Source organism: Amycolatopsis nalaikhensis, from assembly GCF_030264295.1.
Lineage (GTDB): Bacteria > Actinomycetota > Actinomycetes > Mycobacteriales > Pseudonocardiaceae > Amycolatopsis > Amycolatopsis nalaikhensis.
Map to the genome: position 1 here is coordinate 4,650,289 of NZ_CP127173.1, position 20,541 is coordinate 4,670,829.

The 20,541-nt window shown below is 67.8% G+C and carries 23 protein-coding genes and 1 pseudogene; 19 read left to right on the top strand and 5 right to left on the bottom strand.

The window, feature by feature from the left end; translation table 11 throughout:
- Window positions 1–90 precede the first annotated feature (90 nt).
- From QP939_RS22975 to QP939_RS22985, 3 genes and pseudogenes are all read left to right on the top strand, one after another.
- The gene (locus QP939_RS22975) at window positions 91–1,704 is read left to right on the top strand and encodes a carboxyl transferase domain-containing protein (protein WP_285458877.1); all 1,614 of its coding nucleotides are present in this window, start codon (window positions 91–93) and stop codon (window positions 1,702–1,704) included.
- Window positions 1,705–1,706: 2 nt separating this feature from the next.
- Window positions 1,707–3,693: pseudogene (locus tag QP939_RS22980) on the top strand (acetyl-CoA carboxylase biotin carboxylase subunit).
- Window positions 3,690–4,844, top strand: a complete 1,155-nt coding sequence (locus QP939_RS22985; protein ID WP_285458878.1) for an acyl-CoA dehydrogenase family protein — start codon at window positions 3,690–3,692, stop codon at window positions 4,842–4,844. Before QP939_RS22980 ends, QP939_RS22985 begins: the two are co-directional and overlap by 4 nt.
- A 1-nt stretch (window position 4,845) precedes the next feature.
- On the opposite strand, the gene QP939_RS22990 is transcribed toward QP939_RS22985, so the two are convergent.
- The 3 genes from QP939_RS22990 to QP939_RS23000 are packed head-to-tail and all read right to left on the bottom strand — an operon-like array spanning window position 4,846 to window position 6,797.
- On the bottom strand, window positions 4,846–6,099 hold the full coding sequence (locus tag QP939_RS22990) for a WXG100 family type VII secretion target (protein ID WP_285458879.1): 1,254 nt from the start codon (window positions 6,097–6,099) through the stop codon (window positions 4,846–4,848).
- Entirely contained in the window at window positions 6,096–6,284 is a 189-nt protein-coding gene (locus QP939_RS22995) for a hypothetical protein (protein ID WP_285458880.1), read from the bottom strand. The genes QP939_RS22990 and QP939_RS22995 overlap by 4 nt, the downstream gene beginning before the upstream one ends.
- Before the next feature lie 15 nt (window positions 6,285–6,299).
- Window positions 6,300–6,797 (bottom strand): YbaB/EbfC family nucleoid-associated protein, encoded by a 498-nt coding sequence (locus tag QP939_RS23000; RefSeq protein WP_285458881.1) that lies wholly within the window; start codon window positions 6,795–6,797, stop codon window positions 6,300–6,302.
- Between the two features lie 143 nt (window positions 6,798–6,940).
- Between QP939_RS23000 and map the strand changes: the two genes are divergently transcribed.
- The 6 genes from map (at window position 6,941) to QP939_RS23030 (ending at window position 12,261) form a co-directional block, all read left to right on the top strand.
- On the top strand, window positions 6,941–7,708 hold the full coding sequence (gene map, locus QP939_RS23005) for a type I methionyl aminopeptidase (protein ID WP_285458882.1): 768 nt from the start codon (window positions 6,941–6,943) through the stop codon (window positions 7,706–7,708).
- A gap of 10 nt (window positions 7,709–7,718) precedes the next feature.
- A complete protein-coding gene (locus QP939_RS23010) occupies window positions 7,719–8,231 on the top strand; it encodes a GNAT family N-acetyltransferase (protein WP_285458883.1) in 513 nt (170 codons plus the stop codon).
- Between the two features lie 59 nt (window positions 8,232–8,290).
- Window positions 8,291–9,136: an SDR family oxidoreductase gene (locus QP939_RS23015; RefSeq protein ID WP_285458884.1), complete on the top strand. Its 846-nt coding sequence runs from the start codon at window positions 8,291–8,293 to the stop codon at window positions 9,134–9,136.
- 111 nt (window positions 9,137–9,247) lie between these two features.
- Window positions 9,248–10,315, top strand: coding sequence for an alpha/beta fold hydrolase (locus QP939_RS23020; RefSeq protein WP_285458885.1), 1,068 nt, complete (start codon window positions 9,248–9,250; stop codon window positions 10,313–10,315).
- Window positions 10,316–11,042: 727 nt separating this feature from the next.
- Window positions 11,043–11,741: a DUF5343 domain-containing protein gene (locus QP939_RS23025; RefSeq protein ID WP_285458886.1), complete on the top strand. Its 699-nt coding sequence runs from the start codon at window positions 11,043–11,045 to the stop codon at window positions 11,739–11,741.
- Window positions 11,731–12,261: a TIGR02391 family protein gene (locus tag QP939_RS23030; protein WP_285458887.1), complete on the top strand. Its 531-nt coding sequence runs from the start codon at window positions 11,731–11,733 to the stop codon at window positions 12,259–12,261. The genes QP939_RS23025 and QP939_RS23030 overlap by 11 nt, the downstream gene beginning before the upstream one ends.
- Here QP939_RS23030 and QP939_RS23035 read toward each other — a convergent pair.
- Both QP939_RS23035 and QP939_RS23040 read right to left on the bottom strand, forming a co-directional pair.
- Window positions 12,258–12,728, bottom strand: coding sequence for an NUDIX hydrolase (locus QP939_RS23035; RefSeq protein WP_285458888.1), 471 nt, complete (start codon window positions 12,726–12,728; stop codon window positions 12,258–12,260). The genes QP939_RS23030 and QP939_RS23035 overlap by 4 nt on opposite strands.
- 9 nt (window positions 12,729–12,737) lie before the next feature.
- Window positions 12,738–13,481 carry a DUF5919 domain-containing protein gene (locus tag QP939_RS23040; protein WP_285458889.1) on the bottom strand — a complete coding sequence of 248 codons (744 nt, stop codon included), beginning with the start codon at window positions 13,479–13,481 and terminating at the stop codon, window positions 12,738–12,740.
- Between the two features lie 236 nt (window positions 13,482–13,717).
- Between QP939_RS23040 and QP939_RS23045 the strand changes: the two genes are divergently transcribed.
- The 10 genes from QP939_RS23045 (at window position 13,718) to QP939_RS23090 (ending at window position 20,466) form a co-directional block, all read left to right on the top strand.
- Window positions 13,718–13,942: a hypothetical protein gene (locus QP939_RS23045; RefSeq protein WP_072476542.1), complete on the top strand. Its 225-nt coding sequence runs from the start codon at window positions 13,718–13,720 to the stop codon at window positions 13,940–13,942.
- 23 nt (window positions 13,943–13,965) lie between these two features.
- Window positions 13,966–14,403 (top strand): hypothetical protein, encoded by a 438-nt coding sequence (locus tag QP939_RS23050; RefSeq protein WP_285458890.1) that lies wholly within the window; start codon window positions 13,966–13,968, stop codon window positions 14,401–14,403.
- Window positions 14,404–14,649: 246 nt separating this feature from the next.
- A complete protein-coding gene (locus QP939_RS23055; RefSeq protein WP_285458891.1) occupies window positions 14,650–14,916 on the top strand; it encodes a hypothetical protein in 267 nt (88 codons plus the stop codon).
- The gene (locus QP939_RS23060; RefSeq protein ID WP_285458892.1) at window positions 14,897–15,148 is read left to right on the top strand and encodes an AMED_5909 family protein; all 252 of its coding nucleotides are present in this window, start codon (window positions 14,897–14,899) and stop codon (window positions 15,146–15,148) included. The genes QP939_RS23055 and QP939_RS23060 overlap by 20 nt, the downstream gene beginning before the upstream one ends.
- Window positions 15,149–15,483: 335 nt before the next feature.
- A complete protein-coding gene (locus tag QP939_RS23065) occupies window positions 15,484–17,037 on the top strand; it encodes an FtsK/SpoIIIE domain-containing protein (protein WP_285458893.1) in 1,554 nt (517 codons plus the stop codon).
- Window positions 17,034–17,420, top strand: a complete 387-nt coding sequence (locus QP939_RS23070; protein WP_285458894.1) for a hypothetical protein — start codon at window positions 17,034–17,036, stop codon at window positions 17,418–17,420. Before QP939_RS23065 ends, QP939_RS23070 begins: the two co-directional genes overlap by 4 nt.
- Window positions 17,420–19,015, top strand: coding sequence for a replication initiator (locus tag QP939_RS23075; protein ID WP_285458895.1), 1,596 nt, complete (start codon window positions 17,420–17,422; stop codon window positions 19,013–19,015). Before QP939_RS23070 ends, QP939_RS23075 begins: the two co-directional genes overlap by 1 nt.
- A 14-nt stretch (window positions 19,016–19,029) precedes the next feature.
- Complete coding sequence (locus tag QP939_RS23080) at window positions 19,030–19,218, top strand: helix-turn-helix transcriptional regulator (RefSeq protein WP_285458896.1); 189 nt, start codon at window positions 19,030–19,032, stop codon at window positions 19,216–19,218.
- A 44-nt stretch (window positions 19,219–19,262) separates the two neighbouring features.
- The gene (locus QP939_RS23085; RefSeq protein WP_285458897.1) at window positions 19,263–19,415 is read left to right on the top strand and encodes a hypothetical protein; all 153 of its coding nucleotides are present in this window, start codon (window positions 19,263–19,265) and stop codon (window positions 19,413–19,415) included.
- Entirely contained in the window at window positions 19,372–20,466 is a 1,095-nt protein-coding gene (locus tag QP939_RS23090; RefSeq protein WP_285458898.1) for a tyrosine-type recombinase/integrase, read from the top strand. The genes QP939_RS23085 and QP939_RS23090 overlap by 44 nt, the downstream gene beginning before the upstream one ends.
- The last annotated feature ends 75 nt before the right edge of the window (window positions 20,467–20,541 follow it).

A 20,541-nucleotide genomic window follows, 5' to 3' on the forward strand; every position in this document is an offset into this window, starting at 1 on the left:
AACGTCCCCTTCAGCCCGCGACTGGACACCCGTGTTAGCGGTCGCTAACATCGGAGCGGAGGTTAACGACCGCTAACGTCGAGGGAGCCCATGGACACGCCGGCACTCGGGACTTCGGCCGCCCCGGACAGCGAGGCCTACGCCCGCAACGCCACATCACACGCGGAGCTGGTCGAAGACCTCCGCAAACGTTTGGCGGCCGCCCGGCTCGGCGGGCCGGAGAAGGCGCGCACCCGGCACGTCGAACGCGGCAAGCTGCTGCCGCGCGACCGCGTCGACACGCTGCTGGACCCGGGGTCGCCGTTCCTTGAGCTCTCGCCGCTGGCCGCGAACGGACTCTACGACGACGAGGCGCCCTCCGCCGGGATCATCACCGGGGTGGGGCGGGTCTCCGGCCGGGAGTGCGTGGTCGTCGCCAACGACGCCACCGTCAAGGGCGGCACGTACTACCCGATGACGGTCAAGAAGCACCTGCGCGCCCAGGAGGTCGCGCTGCACAACAACCTGCCGTGCGTCTACCTGGTGGACTCCGGCGGCGCGTTCCTGCCCCGGCAGGACGAGGTCTTCCCGGATCGTGAGCACTTCGGCCGGATCTTCTACAACCAGGCGACGATGTCCGCGCGCGGCATCCCGCAGATCGCCGCGGTGCTCGGCTCGTGCACCGCGGGCGGCGCGTACGTCCCGGCGATGAGCGACGAGGCCGTGATCGTCCGGAACCAGGGCACGATCTTCCTCGGCGGCCCGCCGCTGGTGAAGGCCGCGACCGGCGAGGTCGTCACGGCTGAGGAGCTCGGCGGCGGCGACGTCCACGCGCGCCAGTCCGGTGTCACCGACCACCTGGCCGACGACGACGCGCACGCGCTGCGGATCGTCCGCTCGATCGTCTCGACGCTCGGGCCGCGCACGCCGCGGCCGTGGGACGTCCTGCCGACCGAAGCACCCGCCGTCGACCCGGCCGAGCTGTACGGCGTCGTGCCGACCGACCCGCGCGTGCCCTACGACGTGCGCGAGGTGATCGCGCGGATCGTCGACGGCAGCCGCTTCGGCGAGTTCAAGAAGGAGTACGGGGCCACTTTGGTCACCGGCTTCGCCCGGATCCACGGCCACCCGGTGGGCATCATCGCGAACAACGGCGTGCTGTTCGCCGAGTCGGCGATGAAGGGCGCGCACTTCATCGAGCTGTGTGACAAGCGTTCGATCCCGCTGCTGTTCCTGCAGAACATCACCGGCTTCATGGTCGGGCGCGCGTACGAGGCGGGCGGCATCGCCAAGCACGGCGCGAAGATGGTCACCGCGGTCGCGTGCGCGCGGGTGCCGAAGCTGACGGTCGTGATCGGCGGCTCGTTCGGCGCGGGCAACTACTCGATGTGTGGCCGGGCGTACTCGCCGCGGTTCCTGTGGATGTGGCCGAACGCGCGGATCTCGGTGATGGGCGGCGAGCAGGCGGCGTCGGTGCTCTCGACGGTCCGCCGCGACGCGATCGAGGCGCGCGGCGGCGAATGGTCCACAGAGGACGAAGAGGCGTTCAAGGACCCGATCCGCGAGCAGTACGAAGCTCAGGGCAGCCCGTACTACTCCACCGCGCGGCTGTGGGACGACGGCGTCATCGACCCGGCGGACACCCGAACGGTGCTCGGCCTCGCGCTGTCCGCCGCGGCGAACGCGCCGCTGTCCGATGTCAACTACGGCGTCTTCCGGATGTGATGATGTTCGACTCAGTGTTGGTCGCCAACCGCGGCGAGATCGCCGTCCGGGTCATCCGCACGCTGCGGGACCTCGGCATCCGCGCGGTCGCGGTGTACAGCGACGCCGACGCCGACGCGCGGCACGTCCGCGAGGCGCACACGGCGGTGCGCATCGGCCCGGCCGAAGCGGCGAAGAGCTACCTGTCCATTCCGGCCATCGTGGACGCGGCGGTGTCGTCGGGCGCGCAGGCCGTGCACCCGGGGTACGGCTTCCTGGCGGAGAACGCCGAGTTCGCGCGCGCCTGCGAGGCCGCCGGGCTGGTGTTCATCGGCCCGCCGGTCGCCGCGATCGACGCCATGGGTGACAAGATCCGGGCCAAGGCCACGGTTTCCGCCGCCGGGGTCCCCGTCGTCCCCGGTGCGTCCGATGTGGACATCCCGGAAGGGGGGTTCGCCGAAGCTGCCGCTCGCGTGGGGTATCCGCTGCTGCTCAAGCCGTCCGCGGGCGGGGGCGGCAAGGGCATGCGGCTGGTGCACGGCCCCGATGAGCTGGACGCGGCGATCGAGTCGGCGCGCCGGGAGGCCAAGGGCTCGTTCGGCGACGACACCTTGCTGATGGAGCGGTTCGTCACGACCCCGCGGCACATCGAGATCCAGGTGCTGGCCGACCGGCACGGCACCGTCATCCACCTCGGCGAGCGCGAGTGCAGCCTGCAGCGGCGGCACCAGAAGATCATCGAGGAAGCGCCGTCGTCGCTGCTGGATCCCGCCACCCGCGAGAAGATGGGTACGGCGGCGGCCGAGGCGGCGCGTTCGGTCGGGTACGTCGGCGCGGGCACCGTCGAGTTCATCATGTCGGCGAAGAACCCCGACGAGTTCTTCTTCATGGAGATGAACACCCGGCTGCAGGTCGAGCACCCGGTCACCGAGCTGGTCACCGGCCTCGACCTCGTCGAATGGCAGGTCCGGGTGGCGGCGGGCGAACACCTCGCGATCCAGCAGGACGACGTCGTCCTCAATGGACACGCCGTCGAGGCTCGCGTGTACGCCGAGGACCCGGCGCGCGGGTTCATCCCGACCGGCGGGACGGTGCTGGCGGTGCACGAGCCGTCCGGCGACGGCGTCCGCGTCGACTCGTGGATGACGCGCGGCGCGGTGATCGGCTCGAACTACGACCCGATGCTGGCCAAGGTCATCGCCTGGGGCCCGGACCGCGCGGCGGCCCTGCACCGGCTCGACCTGGCGCTGGCCGACACGGCGTTGCTGGGCGTCGGCACCAACACGGCGTTCCTGCGCGCGCTGCTGGCCGACGACGACGTCCGGGCCGGGCGGCTCGACACGGAGCTGGTCGACCGGCGGCTGGCCGACCTGGTCTCCTCCGACGTCCCGCCGGAGTTCTTCGTCGCCGCCGCGCTGGACCGCTTCCTGGAGCTGCAGCCGTCGGGACCGGTGGTGGACCCGTGGGACGTGCCGGACGGCTGGCGCATGGGCGGCTCGGGCGGCGTGGTGTTCCGGCTGAAGTCCGGCACCGCCCGCGCGGTGGTCCGCGTGCAGGGCACCCCGGCGGCCGCGAGCGTCCGCGTCGACGACGGCGAGCCGGTGCGGGTATCGGCGCGGCGCGACGGCGACGTCCTGGAGGTCCGCCACGCGGGCGGGTTCCACCGCTACCGCCAGGCGTGCGGTCCCGATCGGACGGTGTGGCTCGCGCGCGACGGGCTGAGCTTCCCGTTCGGGGAACAGGAATTCGTGCTGTCGTCGCGGGGCGAAGCCGCCGGAGCGGGGCCGGTGACGAGCCCGATGCCGGGCACGGTGCTCGTGGTGAAGGTCGCCGCGGGTGACGTCGTCAAGGCCGGGACGCCGTTGCTGGTCGTCGAAGCGATGAAGATGGAGCACACGGTCACCGCGCCGATCGACGGCGTGGTCAGCGAGCTCCCCCGTCCGGGCGGGACAGCAGGTCGCGCTGGACGAAACCCTTGCCGTAGTGAAGCCCCCAGAGGAGCAGCAGTGATCGACTTCCGCCTCGACGAGGAGTACGAAGCCCTCCGCAAGACCGTCGAAGACTTCGCGCACGCCGAGGTCGCGCCGGTGATCGGCGAGCTGTACGAGAAGGAGCAGTTCCCGTACGAGATCGTCGCGAAGATGGGCGAGATGGGCCTGTTCGGCCTGCCGTTCCCCGAGGAGTTCGGCGGCATGGGCGGCGACTACTTCGCCCTGTGCCTGGCGCTGGAGGAACTGGCGCGGGTCGACTCTTCGGTGGCGATCACCGTCGAGGCCGGGGTTTCGCTCGGCGCGATGCCGATCTACCGCTTCGGCACGCGGGAGCAGAAGGAGAAGTGGCTCCCCGAGCTGTGCGCGGGCACGGCGCTGGGCGGCTTCGGCCTGACCGAGCCCGGTGGCGGTTCGGACGCGGGCGCGACCCGCACGCGCGCCACTTTGGACGGTGACGAGTGGGTCGTCAACGGCAGCAAGGCGTTCATCACCAACTCGGGCACGGACATCACGAAGTTCGTCACGGCCACCGCGGTCACCGACGTGATGGAGAACGGCCGCAAGGAGATTTCCGCGATCCTCATCCCGTCGGGAACGCCGGGATTCGAGGTCGCGCCGAAGTACTCGAAGGTCGGCTGGAACTGCTCGGACACGCACGAGCTGTCCTTTTCGGACGTCCGGGTCCCGGCGGAGAACCTGGTCGGCGTCCGCGGCCGAGGGTACGCGCAGTTCCTGTCCATCCTGGACGAAGGTCGCGTCGCGATTGCCGCGCTGTCGGTCGGCTTGGCGCAGGGCTGCGTCGACGAGTGCCTGAAGTACGTCAAGGACCGCGTCGCGTTCGGCAAGCGGATCGGGGAGTACCAGGCGATCCAGTTCAAGATCGCGGACATGGAGGTCCGCACGCACACCGCGCGCCTGGCGTACTACCAGGCGGCGTCGAAGATGCTGCGCGGCGAGCCGTTCAAGAAGGAGGCGTCGATCGCGAAGCTGGTGGCGTCCAACGCCGCCATGGACAACGCGCGTGACGCGACGCAGATCTTCGGCGGCTACGGCTTCATGAACGAGTTCCCGGTGAGCCGCTTCTACCGCGACGCGAAGATCCTCGAGATCGGCGAGGGGACGAGCGAGGTGCAGAAGATGCTGATCTCCCGGCACCTCGGCGTCGCCTGACTCACGGCTGCTGCTCCTTCTTGTCTTCCTCGGCCCACGCCGCTTCCGCCTGCATCTGGATGTCGGTGAGGCCGCGGTCGACCTGGACGATGTCCTTGCCGGCCCAGCCCACGAAGTTCTTCGAGCTCTTGGCGTCGGAGAGGGCCTTGAGCATCGGGTAGTAGTCCGGGTGGTTCTTCTTGATCCAGTCGTCGGCGAACTTCATCTTCTGGTAGCTGTCGCCGAACTTCGTCTTCAGCCAGTCCTCGTGCTTCTTGATCATCGAGATGTCGTGGTCGCTCAGGTGCGACTTCGGCGGCGTCGGCTTCGGGGGCTTCGGCAGTGGTCGCGAGAAGTTCGGGACCGTGTCGCCCGGAGGCCGGGTACTCGGCGTCGCACCGCCGGTGCCCGGCAGGTCGTGCGTGACCGCGGTGCCCGGTGGCGGCGGGAGTGGCCGCGAGAAGTTCGGCACGGTTTTCCCGCTCGGGCGGGGCAGGTTCGTCAGCTCGTGACCCGGGTTCGCCTTCGTCTTGAGCAGCTTCGCCAGATCGTCGAGCCGGGCGGCCGTGCGGCCGGAGTAGGCGAGGACCTTGGCGAGCTTGGCGGTCATGCTCACCACCTGGACCGAGACCGTCACTACGCACTTGGTCACGCCGACGGCGATCGACGCGCCGAAGGTGAACGCGGCCATCGCGAGGGCGATCAGCATCGTGGCGATGATGTCGCCGAGGATGGTCGTGATGATGTCGCGCAGCAGCGAGCGGACGGCGCCGATCAGCGCCCCGGTGGTCTCGACCATGTAGCCGGCGACATCGGCCGCCTTGGCCTTGGCGTCGATCCGGCCCTTCCGGTCGCCGATCGACTTCACGAAGCTGTCATGGCCCTGGCCCTGCCACTGGGTGATCGTCGCCTTGAGGGTGTCGTCGAGCTCGGTGCCGGTGTTGCGCAGCGACTCGCCGATCTTGTGCAGCTCGTTGGCGACCTTCGTGACCTCGCCGGGGTTACCCGCGAGCTGGTCGAGCGGCCACTTCAGGAACGAGACGTGCTCGATCAGCCAGCCCAGCCCGGCGGCGATGAGCTTCGCGAGCGGGTCCATGACGAACGCGACGGTGTCGAGCGCGGCGCTGATGACGTTGATGCCCAGCTCGACGCTGACGGCCGCGAGGTCGCCGCCGTGCTCGGTCTGGACCTTGCCGATCGAGTCGCCCACCTGCTTCCAGCTGTCGAAGACGCCGGCGCCCGTGGTGGAGTTCGCGGACGTGATGGGGACGGTCACTTGCCCAGCTCCGTTTCGAAGGTGCTCAATCCCCGCGCGGTGTTCGCGTCGTGGGTCGCGTACACGTCGGCGGCCTGCATCCGGTTCGCGGCGTCCTGCACCGCCGGTTGCGTGGTGCCCGACAGGAACTGGCTGAACTTCCGCAGCTCGGCCGGGTCGACCGAGAAACCTGCTCCGGAAACCACGGGACTTCCTCTCCGCTACCAGGGGTTGCTCTCGTCGGCGTCCTCGTCCGGCGCGGGCCGGGGACGACGGCGTGGAGGCTGCGGCTGACGTTGTGGTGGACGATCTTCGGCTTCCTGCTCCGGCAGGAAGACGTCGCTCTTGCCCGGATCGGGCGCGGGCTCGGGGGCCGGGAGGAACTCGTCCAGCAGCTCGCGGGCGGCCGAGCTTTCGCCGACCATGCCGCTGAACGCGTCGGCGACCTGGGCCGAGACCTTCTGCTGCGCCCGTCCGATCAGCTGCAGCACCAAGCCGGAAAGCGCTGGGGGCGGGCGATCGTAGGCGCGGGGGCCGAACCGGAGGTCCCGCAGGACGCCGCTGGGGCCGACGGTCACCGAGACCGCGCCGTCCGGCGACTGCGCGGACGCGCTGGCGCTGCGGAGTTTTTCCTGTGCCGACGCGGCTTTTGCCCGGATTTCTTCGAGTTCGGCGGTGAACGCGGCCAGCGAGTCACCATCGGGCACTGACTGGGTCACTTTGTCCTCGTCGCGAGAGAGGTGGGGAACGGTCGAAGTGAACCAGCGCCGCCTGAACTCCGGATGACGCGGACCGTGCCACCGGCTGAACGCGATGGCCCCGGCCACTGGACCGCGATAACTATACCGGTATAGTTATCGTCATGGTCGAGATCAAAACCGAAGCCGAGCTCGCGGTCATGCGCGAAGCCGGCCGCGTCGTCGCCACCACGCTGCAGACGGTCAAGGAGGCCGCCGAGATCGGCGTCTCCCTCCTCGAGCTGGACGAAATCGCCGCCCAGTGCATGCGGGGCGCCGGGGCGAAGCCGTCCTTCTTCGGCTACCAGCCCCGCTCCGCGCCGACGCCCTACCCGAACGTGCTCTGCGTCAGCGTCAACGACGTCGTCGTGCACGGCATCCCCACGCCCTACCGCATCCAGGACGGCGACCTGGTCAGCGTCGACTGCGGCGCGATCCTCGACGGCTGGAACGGTGACGCCGCGATCAGCTTCGTCGTCGGCCGGGCCGACCCGAAGGACCTCGAGCTGATCGCGGCCACCGAGCGCGCCCTCGAGGCCGGGATCGCCGCCGCGCAGCCGGGCGCGAAGCTCGGCGACATCTCGGCCGCGATCGGGGCGTCCGTGCGCGCGTCCGGGTTCGCGCTGATGGCAGACCACGGCGGGCACGGCATCGGCCGGGCCATGCACGAGGACCCGCACCTGCCGAACGAAGGCCGCGCGGGCCGGGGGATGCGGCTGAAGCCGGGGCTCGCGCTGGCGATCGAGCCGATGCTCATCGCGGGCGGCACCGACGCCTACCGGTACGCGGAGGACGGCTGGTCGATCCTCACCGTCGACGGCAGCCGCGCCGCGCACGTCGAGCACACCATCGCCGTCACCGAAGACGGCCCGCGCGTGCTCACCGTGCGGTAGACAAGGGGGCATGGACAACACCGTCATACGATCGGGTGATTCCGGGGACGCCGACACCCTGCTGCGCTTCTTCGACGAAGCCGTCGAATGGCTGGTCGCGCGCGGCAGCTCGAAGCAGTGGGGCACCGAGCCGTGGAGCCGGGTCCCGAAGCGCGTCGAGCGGGTCAAGGGCATGGCCGCCGACCCCGGCCTGCGGATCGCCCTGGTCGACGGCGAGCCCGCCGGTGCGCTGATCGTCTCGGAGGAGCACGACCCGCACGTGCCCGCGGTCGAGGAGCGTGAGCTGTACATCCGGCTGCTGATCACGTCGCGGCGCTTCACCGGGCACGGCGTCGGCGCGCGCCTCGTCGAGTACGCGCTCGACGAGGCGCGGCGGCGCGGCATCGACCTCGTGCGCGTCGACTGCTGGGCCGGCGGCGACGGCGACCTCCAGCGCTACTACGAGGGCCAGGGCTTCAAGCCGACCGTGCGGTTCCACGTCGACGACTGGGTCGGTCAGGTCCTCGAGCAACGCGTGGGGTAGCGCGATCGCGAGCCAGGGGTGACACTGTTGACGCGTTGCCAACAGACGGAGGAGTCGCCATGGCCGAGGAGCTCGCGGGCAAGGTCGTCGTCATCACCGGCGGCGGGCAGGGGATCGGCGCGGCGACCGCGTCGGCGCTGTCCCGGCTGGGCGCGAAGGTGGTGATCGGCGACCTCGACCAGGTCCGGGCCGAGAAAACCGCCGGTGAGCTGGACGCCGATGCGCTCCCGCTGGACGTCACCGACATCGGCGGCTTCACCGAGTTCCTCGACGAGGTCGAGCGCCGCCACGGCCGCATCGACGTGCTGATCAACAACGCCGGGATCATGCCGCTGGCACGGCTCGAGGAGGAGCCCGACGCGACGACCCGCGCCCAGCTGGAGATCAACCTGCACGCGGTCATCCACGGCACGCGCGAAGCGATGAAACGGATGCGGCCGCGGCGGTCCGGGCACATCGTGAACGTGGCGTCGTTCGCGGGCAAAGCGGGCTTTCCCGGCGCGGCGACCTACTGCGCGACGAAGCACGCCGTCGTCGGCCTGTCCGAGGCGGTGCACCTGGAGCTGCACGGGTCCGGCGTGCACGTCTCGTGCGTGATGCCCGCGATCGTCCGGACGGAGCTGGCGAGCGGTCTCGGCGAGGCGAAGCTGTTCAAGTCGTCGCGCCCGGAAGATGTGGCCGACGCCATCGTATCCACGCTGCGCAAGCCTCGTTTCGACGTCTACGTGCCCCGATCGGTGGGCAGTATGGGCAAGCTCACCCGGCTGCTCCCGCGCAAGGCGGGCGAAGCGCTCGCGCGCGCGTTGAAGGCGGACCAGCTTTTGGCTTCAGCGGCCCATTCCCCGGCTCGCGCGGAGTACGAGGCGCGTGCCGCCGAAAGCGCCCCGGGAGCCGCGCAGGAGTAACTCGGACGGCCTAGCGACTGTCCGATTTGGACGTGGACGGTGTTGAGTCCACCGGCCTGACCGGGCAAGATTGACCGGAAGTGCCCGGGGACGTCGCAGGAGGCTTTCGAAATGGTTTCACCGCCCGCACGGCTGGCCGCCGCCGCGTCGAACGTGGTCGGCAAGGTGCTGCACGGCGGTGTCGCCGACCTGCGCCCGATGCCGCGGGTGCTGATCGACCAGGGCCCGAACCGCTCGCTGTACCGGATGACGCACAGCAACCGGCCGGTGTCGGGGCCGCCGATCCTGCTGGTGCCGCCGCTGGCGGCGCCGGCGATCTGCTTCGACCTGCGCCGCGGCTGCAGCCTGATCGAGCACCTGGTCGACGGCGGGCGTAACGCGTACCTGGTCGACTACGGCATGGTGGCGTTTTCGGACCGCCGCCTGGGCATCGAGCACTGGATCGACGAGGTGCTGCCCCGCGCGATCCGGCGGGTGAGCCAGGACGCGGGCGGTCAGGACGTCCACCTGGTGTCGTGGTCGCTGGGCGGGATCTTCTCGCTGCTGGTGAACGCGGACCAGCCGGACCTCCCGATAGCGTCGATCACGGCGATCGGCTCCCCGGTGGACTTCACGGCGATCCCGATCGTGGCCCCGTTCCGCCCCCTGGTGGACCTGACGAACGGTCACTTGCTGACCCCGATCTACCGCGCGTTCGGCGGCGCACCGTCCTATTTGGTCAGCCGCGTCTTCCGCGCGACGGGCATCAGCAAGGAGATCACGAAGCCGATAGCGATCCTGTCGCACCTGGACGACCGCGACTACCTGGCCCAGATCGAGGCGGTCGACCACTTCATGAGCAACATGTACGCGTATCCGGGCCGCACGTTCGGCCAGCTGTACCACCGGTTGTTCCGCACGAACGACCTGGCGGAGGGCAAGGTGGACCTGAACGGCCGGATCATTTCGCTGTCATCGGTCCGGGTCCCGACACTGGTGGTGGCGGGCGAGAACGACACGATCGCGCCGAGGCCGTCGGTGGAGCGCGTGGTGGAGCTGCTGGACAAGGCCCCCGAGGTCCGTTTCAAGACAGCCCCGGGCGGCCACCTGGGAGTGTTGACTGGTCGAAAGGCCCGCGGCACTACGTGGCGTTATCTGGACGAGTTCCTGGACGACCAGATCGCTGCTTCGGGCTCCTGAAAGCCGTGAATGGCACATCGAGGGACGATGAGTCTCTCGATGTGCCATCCACGGACTTGGGTTACTTGAGCTCGGCGCTTGTCTTCCCGAGGATCCGCCTCGCGACGATCAGCTGCTGAATCTGCTGCGTGCCCTCGAAGATGTCCAGGATTTCTCAGCCGGTTCTCCTCGACCTCGTGATCTTGGCCGTAAACGGCCTCTGACCTGCGCTGATGCGTCTCGTTAGTTCTCGTCGTCTGTCGCTGCTCCCGAGCCTCTGACGGCCTGGAGACGGCCTGGCGGACCAGCCACACCTACCCCTGCATCCCGATACGAAGCGAACACGCGGCCGGTGGTGCCGGGTCAAGACACGCTTTCCCGTCTTGACGCGGTGCTACCGGCCGTTGTCACGATCCGGCGTCGGGATGCAGTTCCCTCACGACGGTGCGTAACGGAGATCGAGTCACGAACGACCCGTATGTCACGACCGCTCGCAGAGGAGGCCAACGTTGGCTCTGGGGACCCGTGTGCCGCCGCCGCGCGGCGCTGCGCAAGGTGACCCGCTGGCGGCCGCACCGCCCGGCCGGCGGGCGAAGCGGAGCGGCAGCCCGCCGTGTCGGAAGCGGATGCGGCCGCCCAGGCGAGGGGCTACATAGGCGACAGGCGCGCCGCCACCGGCGGCGCGCCCTTGATCCCATAGAGCCAAGTTCGGCAATCAGGTTGTTCTTTATCGCGTATCGCGAGGTTGATGGAGGAAGTCGTGGCGAATACTTATCCGTATATCTCATCCGCTGGTCCGATGATCAAAACTTTCGAGAGATTTCGGAAGCAGTTTCCGAAGGAAGTCACTGCGGACACTCTTCGCCGACTTGGGGTCGCACCCAAGAATGAAAGCTATGTAATCAATATTCTTCGTTTCCTTGGATTGATCGACGAGAACGGAAATAAGGTTGAAGAGAAGGCGAAAGCTTTCCTTCAGCACGAGGACGAGAAGTTTTCTGAGCAGATTGCCGAAATCGTGGAAGCGGCTTACAAGCCACTCTTCGACCTCTACGGGCCAGAAGCGTGGGAGGCTGGCCGCGATCAACTGGTGACTTACTTCAGGACTACAGACGGTTCGTCGGATGTTGTCGGGAAGCGGCAGGCTATAACTTTCGGTGCGCTTGCATCCTTGGCTGGGCATGGAGAAGTAATCCAGCCCAGGGAGCGGAGTTCGAAAGCTGGAAATGGTGGAGCGGCGCCGAAAAAGAAGGAAGGTAAGGTCAATTCGGCAAAGTCGACCACTGTCAAGCAGGAGCCTGCAGCATCATTGGCTGCGGACCCGGGCTCGTCGAGCCGGGTGGGCCTAACTGTCAGGATCGAGGTAAACCTGCCTGCCAACGGTGATCAGGAAACTTACGATGCAATCTTCCAGAGCATTAGGAAGAATCTGATCGATGGCGAGTGATATAGCGATCTTTGAGCGCGTGGTCAGGTCGGCGTACAGGCATACGGAAGCGTCTGAGTCGCCAGGCGGCGGCGAAGAGGGGCATCCCTTCGAAGTTCGCAACCTTCACGCTGATCTTCCCGCAGACGTGCGGAGACTATTTGATAATGGTCACTATTCTCAGGCCACGTTTGAGGCGCTCAAGTTCCTAGATGAAGAAGTGCAAAGGATTGCGAGCACTTCGGACTACGGTAAGAGTCTCATGATGAATGCGTTCAACGAGAAGAATCCTGCAATCGCATTGAATGCTTTATCGACGGTCTCGGAGCAGAATGAGCAGGAGGGATTCAAGTTTCTTTTTGCTGGCACCGTTGTGGGAATTCGGAACCCGCGAGGTCACAAGTCGGGTGTTGTGGATGATCCGGAAAGTTGCTTGGACTACCTGGGATTGGCATCCCTCTTGATTCGTCGTCTGGATTCCGCTGGTGTTCGAGGAAAGTCTGATTCTGATTCTGATTCTGATTCTGCTGTTGAAAATTAGGTGAAGTATGCCTCGGGTTTCTCGTTCAGTGCATGTCCTATGCGCAACCTGATTGACGGGTGGACATCAATTTTGGTCAAGTCGTCAACGGCGATGTACTTAACCTCTTTACTTTCGATGCTTGTACGCAAGATTCCACCTTTGATGACGGCTCGAAAACAGATGGAAAACTCTTGCCGTATTTCCCCGTCGTCGTACGCGATAACGTGGTTGGGGTTAGAGTAAAGGCCGATTACGCCCGTCACCTCACACTCGATGCCGGTCTCCTCGCGGACCTCCCTGACCGCAGCCTCGGCCAGTGTCTCGCCGAGCTCCAGTTGACCGCCGGGGATGGAGTACAGGTCGTTATCGGTGCGCCTGATCATCAGAATCCGGCCTTCGTCGTCTTGGATGAACGCGGACACTGCCACTGCGATGCTGTTGGCCTTGGGTGCGTTCGGGTCGTTGTAGTAGTCGACTCGGGTCATGCTGCCTTCCTAGAAGGTGGCTGGCTTGGCGAGGTTCCAGACTGATTCGAAGCTCTCCGAGTAGGTCTCGAAGAGGTCCCCAGCAGAGAGTCTCCGCAGGTGGAGGGACGGGGCGTGGGCTCCCTGGAACCCGTACACGTGCGTGTTGATGATCATCTCGTCGTCGAACCGGAAGATCGAGTTGTAGAGCGTCGTGTTGTGGAACCGCATCTCCACTCCGTCGACGCCGATCAGCGGCCGGTAGAACGCCAGGGCGTTGCGGATGCGCGCCGCGAGCGTCCCGTCGCCCAACTGCTCTTCCTCGCCGCGCAGCGCGACGCTGTCCCCCTCGGGATCTCCGAACACGAGCCGGATCCTCGCGCCGGCCTCGGCCTTGGCGGCCAAGTCCTTGATGAACCGCGGCCGTTCCACCAGGAACAGAGCCGCGTGGACCAGGATCTCGACGGTCTCCGATGCGTCCTTGATCAGCCGGTCCCACAGCTCGACGGGGACGGCGTTGCGGTGCGGGAAGACCTGCACCAGCTCGGCGGCGGCCGTCTCGGCCTTGCGCTCCGGCGCGACGGAGTCCGGCCACAGGTAGGTCTCTGACTCGCGCGCCATGGCGGCGATCTTGTGCCGGTGCTTGGGGTAGGGCGTCCGGTTCTTGGTGATCCAGCGCTCGACGGTCTTCTGATCGACCCCGACGGCCTTGGCGACCTGCTCCAACGTCAGGCCGTTGCGCAGTAGCGCGTCACGCAGGCGTTCGTTCGGCATCGCCACCCCTTGGGACGTGTAGGGACGTCTTCGACGGTACCAGGGACGTCCCGAGATGTCCCGCCACGTGGTGATCACGTCCCGCGTTTTGGCGGAGTCTGGGTGTCAGGTTGCCGGGGCAGGTCCGGTGCCAGGACACCAGGGAGGTAGGCGTGATCATTGCAACCGCCGTCCGGCCGGCTGGCTTGGACAAGCGGGCGGTCCCTCGCCGACGTGCGGCGTAGGCGCGGCGTGGCATGCGCGACACGGTTCAGATCCACGTCACGGCTGATCTGCCGATTCGTGTCAGGGCGCTGACGTACGCAAACCGCGCGGAAGTCCGGTTCGGCAAGGCGTTCCCGGTGGTCCTGCTCGTGGACTCCGACGCCATCGCCGTACTGCGGAGGGAACTGGACGAGGTGAGCGCGGCACTGGACGCCGCAGCGGCACGAGGCGGAGAACCGCCCGAAGAAACCAACTAACAGACGACACAAGGGATTTCAGCATGGCTATCGACAAGGGACACCGGTTCGGGATCGACTTCGATGACGCGTTTCCGCAGGGTTTGGTGATGGTGGGCGAGGTGTCGCCTGACAACGAGTATCAGTCGCGTGAGGACCGGGCCGCCAATCGCCCGGTGCGGCAGCGGGTTGATGAGGTGACCGGTAAGCGGCAATGGAAGGTCATGGTCACCGACCCGGCGGAGACCCGCGCCAAGCGAGCCTCCTTCGAGATCACCCTTCTCGCCGATGTGCAGCCGGTGCCGACCACGTCGGAGGCGTTGCCGGGGATGCGGCCGATCGAGCTGGACGGCCTGACGGCGGAACCGCGCGTGGCGGGGCAGGGTGAGTTCAAGTACCAGTCCTACGTGTTCCGCGCGACCGGCTTCAAGCAGGCCGCGAGCAAGGCGTCTCGGTCCGGTGAGACGGCGAAGGCGGCGTGACAGGGATGGGCTTCCGCGAGCGGGTCGAGGCGTGGGAGCAGGCGTATCGGGACTACATGGCCGCGTGGGAGCACGGCCGTGCGGTGCTGTCGCCGGTGAGTGCGACGAACACGGCGAATGCGGCTCGGCGGGTGTCGCGGGCGTGGCACGAGCTGGCGCAGGTGCGCGGGTTGCCGTGGTGGTGTGTGGCGGCGCTGGAGTCGGCGGCCGAGGGGTTCGCCGACCTGGCCCGGGAATGGGAATCGCATGACGGCAACGTGGGACGGGCTGGGGCTGCGCTGGACGGTGGGCGCGGGTACCGAGGTGACGGTGGAGGAGACCGGGACGGGCGCGTCACATCCGCCGGTCCTGGTGCTGGCCGGTGGGCTGTGCGTAGTGACGCTGGTGCCGCCGGAGGACCAGACCGCCTGGACGGGATGCGCGGTGTTCCTTCGCCGGCTCCGCGACCACGCCGAGGACCTGGCGGCGCTGCTGGAAGCCCGCGCGGAGAGGCATGACCGTGCGCAGGAGTGAGCCGAAGACGCTGCGGGACGCGCACGAGGCCGTGATGGACCGCCGACCGCCCAACGACGCGAACCCGTCGGTGTGGCTGGCGTTCCGCCTCGGCAACGCACGGCTGTACAAGGCCGTCGCCGACGTCGACCGGGGCCATCATCACGAGGCGCTGTACTGGGCCGGATACGAAGAGCGGAAGGCGGGTGAGATCTCGGCGGAACTTCAGGCCCAAGGGACACCTGCTGATTAGTCCCGTGTAGACGACCGAAAAGTCAACATTACCAGCAAAAAACGCATGCTATGACGTGCGGCGATGGAACACGTCCTGTTGCGGGTGCGTGTGATCCGTTAAGGCGCAGAAGCGGTGCCTGGCTACCAACCTTGCCGCTCCTGCGCTGTCCACAACCAGCGGAAGTGAACAATGACAACGCTAAACGACGACAACCGGCGAGCGTCAACGGGGGTCACCCGAACGCGCTGCGCCTCCTGCAAACGCTTCGCCAAGCTCCTGCCCGGCGAGACCAAGTGCGCCCCCTGTCTGGGAATGCTGCCGCTGGATCTCCGGGTGAAGCGGGGTGGTCGGTGATGTCTCCCGGCTTCGCGGTAGTGGCCCTGGCCGGGCTGGGGCTCGGCGTGTGGTTGCTGCACAAGGTCGGCCGCGCCCTGGCCTCGCTCCTGGAAGCTCTGGCTGCGGCGGCCATCGTGTTCGTCGCGCTGTGGTGGCTGTGCAAGGCCGTGGTGTGGATGCTCGCGCAGGTCGTGACCCGCTGGCGGACCAGCCTCGCCGTCCTCGCGGTCTACGCCTGGTGCGAACTGCTCGGCTGGCTGTCCCTGGTGCTCGCTCTGGGCAGCTTCGCGGTGCTTCTGGCCACCTGGTGGGCGATCGACGCTGTCTCGTTCGATCAGTGGTGTGGGCGGTTTCTGCGCTCCTGGTGGGCTCGCTGGGCCGTGTACGGGCGGAAGCTGCCGGAGTGGCTGCACGCCTGCGGGCTGTCGGTGCGGGATGAGGCGCTGCCGGTGGTGGTGAACGTGAACCTTGTCGGCCGTCGACGTGCCCTCTCTCGCTCGACGTCGAACCGAGCGAACGCGCGGCTGCCCAAGGTGCTCGGTGTCCGGTCGGGTGCGTCGTGGGATGAGGTGCGGGTGGAGCTGGTGGCGGGCCAGAAGCCGGAGGACTTCGACGAGGCCGCTCGGGCGCTGGCCGTCGCGCGGAAGGTCGCTCGCTGCCAGGTCCGGGAGCTGGGACCCAACGTCGTCTCGATCGACTTTCAGCGGCGTGACCTGCTCGCCGGCGGTGTGGCCGGCCCCCAGGTCCCGGACGGCGTCGACTCGACCGGCGTGGACCTGCGCAACGTCTGGGCCGGACGGACCGAGTACGGCCGTGACTGGCGGGTCCCGCTGCTCGGCTCCGGTGCGCACTGCCTGACCGCCGGTGCCTCGGGCGCGGGCAAGAACAGCGTCATGTGGTGCCCGCTCGTCGCGGCGGCCTCGGCGATCCGGGCCGGGGTGGTGCGCATGTCCGGCATCGACCCCAAGGGCATGGAACTGGCCTACGGGCGCGGGATCTTCACCCGCTACGCCGTGGGCGGCAAGGACGCGGTCGAGCTGCTGGACGGCCTGGTGGAGGAGATGGAATCCCGCAAGCGCGCGTTCGCCGGTCGGCTGCGGACGATTCCGGTGTCGACGGAGTACCCGTTGGAACTGCTGGAGTTCGACGAGATCGGCGCGCTGACCAAGTACACCGACCGCAAGACCCGTGAGGCCATTGTGGAACGCGTCGCGCTCCTGACCACCCAAGGGCGGGCGCTGGGGATCTCGGTCCGCGGCTACGTCCAAGAGCCCACCAAGGACACCGTCCTGGTCCGGGAGCTGTTCACCCGCCGGGTCTGCCTGCGCGTGACCTCCAAGACGCACGTCGGGATGGTCCTCGGTGACGGTGCATACGAACGTGGGGCCTGGGCGAACCGCATCGGCGACTCGGAGGCCGGTGTCGGTTACGTCTGGGGCGAAGGCATCCGCGAACCCTTGCGCGTCCGGGCCGGGTGGGTCTCCGACGGCACCGTGAAGGCGCTGGAGGCGTACGTGACCAACGGCGGTGTCGCGGATCTGCGACACGGCGGTGAGGGGGTGGCCGCGTGAACCGGCTGATGATCTTCCTCGACGCCATCCGCGACCACCTCGACTCCCACCAACTGCCGCCGGCCGCGTCGGTCGACGTCAACGCCTGGTCCAGCCCGATCACAGTCCAACTGGACGTCGATGGCCTGCCGGCAGTCGCCCGGGCGCTGCTGGTGTGGACGCAGACGCTCGAGGACGTCTCGGCTCGGCTGTGGCGGCTGGTCGGCGGAAGGTGGGTGCACCTGTCGATTACTGGCCGGACGCCGTGCGGCATCCCGGTCCTGGTGTTCGGCGTGGTCCGGTTCGAGCCGAGCACGTTCCCGGACCTCCCGGCCGGGGCGAAGCAGGACATGCCCGTCTACCTGCTGCGTGGCTGGTCGACGCCCGGGGAGGTGGCGGCCTGATGACCGAGACACGCGCTGAACGGATGCGGACCCCGCTGGCGGCTGACGTGATCCGGGCGACGGCGGAGAAGCACGGCGTCTGCGTCCGGCCGTTCACGATGGAGGTCGGCGACACCGAGACCGGCGAACTCCGCTACGTCCCTGTGCCCTGCGGGTCCACAGTGGAATCGGTGTGCCTGCCATGCGCCCGGAAGGCAAAAGCGCTTCGACAGGCCCAGTGCCGCGAGGGCTGGCACATGACCGAAGAACCCGTCCTCGCCGCCGAGCCGCCCTCGGAGGACCACGAGGAGCTGCTGACGTACCGGGCGGACCTGGTGGCGGCGTATCGGGAGGTGGTCGAGCACGACCAGGCCGAGGCCGAGGAACTGCGGGAGGAGATCGCCGGGGTTGACGCGGAACTTCGGCAACTCGGCATGCGCGGACGCCTGCCCGCCCTCGACGTCCCGACCAAACGGGCGGTGAAGCGCTCGACCAGGCGGCGGCAAGACGCGCCGAACCTGCCTCGGCGGAAGGTCGCGAAGACGACGGTTGGGCGTGAGTTCGCGGGGAAGTTCCGGCCGTCGATGTTCGTGACCCTGACCTGCGACACCTACGGCCCGGTCCGTGGTGACGGCTCGCCGGTCGACCCCAGTCGATACGACTACCGGCGAGCGGCGCGGGACGCGGTGCACTTCTCCGCGCTGGTGGACCGGTGGTGGCAGAACCTCCGGCGGGTCGTCGGCTGGGACGCGCAGTACTTCGCCACCGTCGAGCCCCAACGTCGGGCCGCCCCGCACCTGCACGCCGCGATCCGGGGTTCGATCCCGCACGACGTGATCCGCCAAGTCACCGAAGCCACCTACCACCAGGTCTGGTGGCCTGCACACGACGAGATCGTCTACGCCGATCGCCTTCCGGTCTGGGACGGCCCGGAGACCGGTTTTGTCGACCCGGAGACTCGTCAGTCGCTGACCCGGTGGGACGACGCGGTGGAGGCGGTCGAGCACCCGGCGCACGTCGTCACGTTCGGGCGGCAGGTGCATTCGAAGGGCATCCTCGGCGGCACTGAGGAGGCCGGCCGTCACATCGGCTACCTGACCAAGTACCTCACCAAGTCCACCGGCGAGGTGGTCGAGGCAGACAGCGCGGCCCAGGCCGATCACCACGACCGGCTATACGCCGAGCTGTCGGTCACGCCGTGCTCGCCCCGCTGCGCGGTCTGGCTGCTCTACGGCATCCAGCCCAAGGGTGTCACCGGCAAGACCACCCCGGGCTACTGCAGGGGCCGGGCCCACCGCCGGACCACGCTCGGGCTGCCCGGTCGCCGTGTCCTGGTCTCTCGGAAGTGGTCGGGCAAGACCCTCGTCGACCACAAGGCCGACCGGCGGGCATTCGTGTTCCAGGCGCTCGCGGCGGTCGGGATCGAGAAGCCAGAGGCCGACCGGTCACAGCAGGTCTGGCGCAAGGTCGAGCCCGGTGACCCGCAAGTCCCGCCCCGGCCACACCTGGTGATGCGCGCCATCGCGGAACGGATCACGTGGAAGGCCGAGTACGACCGGGCGCTACTGGCAGCGGAGAGACCTCCAGAAACTTCGGCAACTGGACTCGCGGCCTGATCAAAGGGGGAGCAATGAACAACGTCAGCAACATCGATCGGCTCTGGTCCGTCGAGGATGTCTCGGAGTACCTCGGCGTCCCGGTGAAGACGCTGTACCAGTGGAAATGGCGCGGCGAGGGGCCTCCGGTCAAGAAGATCGGCCGGCACCTGCGCTATGACCCGGCCAAGCTGCGCGCCTGGGTCGACGCGGAGGCGGCCTGATGGGGCACATTCAAGATCGTTGGTTTCGCCCCGCGCGGGATGCGGTGACTGGGAAGGTCATCCTCAACGCGCGGGGCAAGCCCGTCATGGAACGGTCCGAGCTGTACGGCATCGGTCTGCGGTACAAGGTCCGCTACCTCGACCCGGACAACAATGAACGCTCGAAGTCGTTCGCGGACAAGCAGAAGAAGCGCTGAGGACTTCCTCATCGGCGTCGAGTCCGACAAGCGCGAGGACAAGTACATCGATCCGCGGGCCTCGATGACGACGTTTCGCCAGCAGGCGGAGAGCTGGTTGAAGAGCCAGTCTCCGGACCCGGGAACGCGGTCGACCATCCTCAGTCGGCTCGAAAGCCAGATCTACCCAGTCTTCGAGGGCAAGAAGGTCGGGCAGATCAAGCCGTCGACTATTCGTGACTGGGTTGGCTCGATGGAAGAGCGCAAGCTCTCGGACAACTACCAGGCGGTCTTGTTCAACACCGTCTCCGGCGTGATGGATTCGGCCGTGGACGACCGCCGGATTCGTGAGAACCCGTGCCACGCGAAGACCGTGCGGCGACCGGTCGCGAGTAGCCCGCCGATCGTCGTGTGGCCAGAGGAGCGTGTTCAGGCTGTGCGGTCGGGACTGGGCGAACGGTTCAAGATCGCGGTTCCGCTGGGTGCCGGGTTCGGTCTGCGGCAGGGCGAGATTCTGGGCTTCTCGCCGGACGATGTCGACCGGACGGCGATGACCGTGCGGATTCGTCGACAAATCAAGACGGTCAGGGGCGTGATGATGTTCGCGCTCCCCAAGCGGGGCAAGGAGCGAACTATCCCGCTGTCGGCCGCCATGCTGGCCGAGATCGACGACCACGAGGACCGGTTCCCGTCCGTGGCCGTCACGCTGCCCTGGCAGAGTGCTGACGGTGATCCGGTGACGGCGCGGCTGCTGATGACCGGGGAAGGTGGTCGGCTGTACTCCGGGGACCTGTTCACGAAGGTCGTCTGGCACGGAGCGTTCCGGGCGGCCGGGGTCAAGTACCGAGGTCGCGGGGACGGGATGCACGCGCTCCGTCACTTCTACGCGTCGACACTCCTTGCCCGTGCGGTGTCGATTACGGAGCTGGCCGACTACCTTGGGCACGCGGACCCGGGCTTCACGCTCCGGACGTACACGCACCTGGTCCCATCGAGCCACCAGCGGGCGCGAGAGGCGGTCGACGCGGTGTTCGGACGGCCTGCCCTTGATGACGGCCTGGAGGCGGCCTGATCATGAAACCCCGTCCCCGCCGACGCGAAAGCCGCCCGGTCGCAGAACCCCGAGAAGGGCAAGCGACCGGGCGGC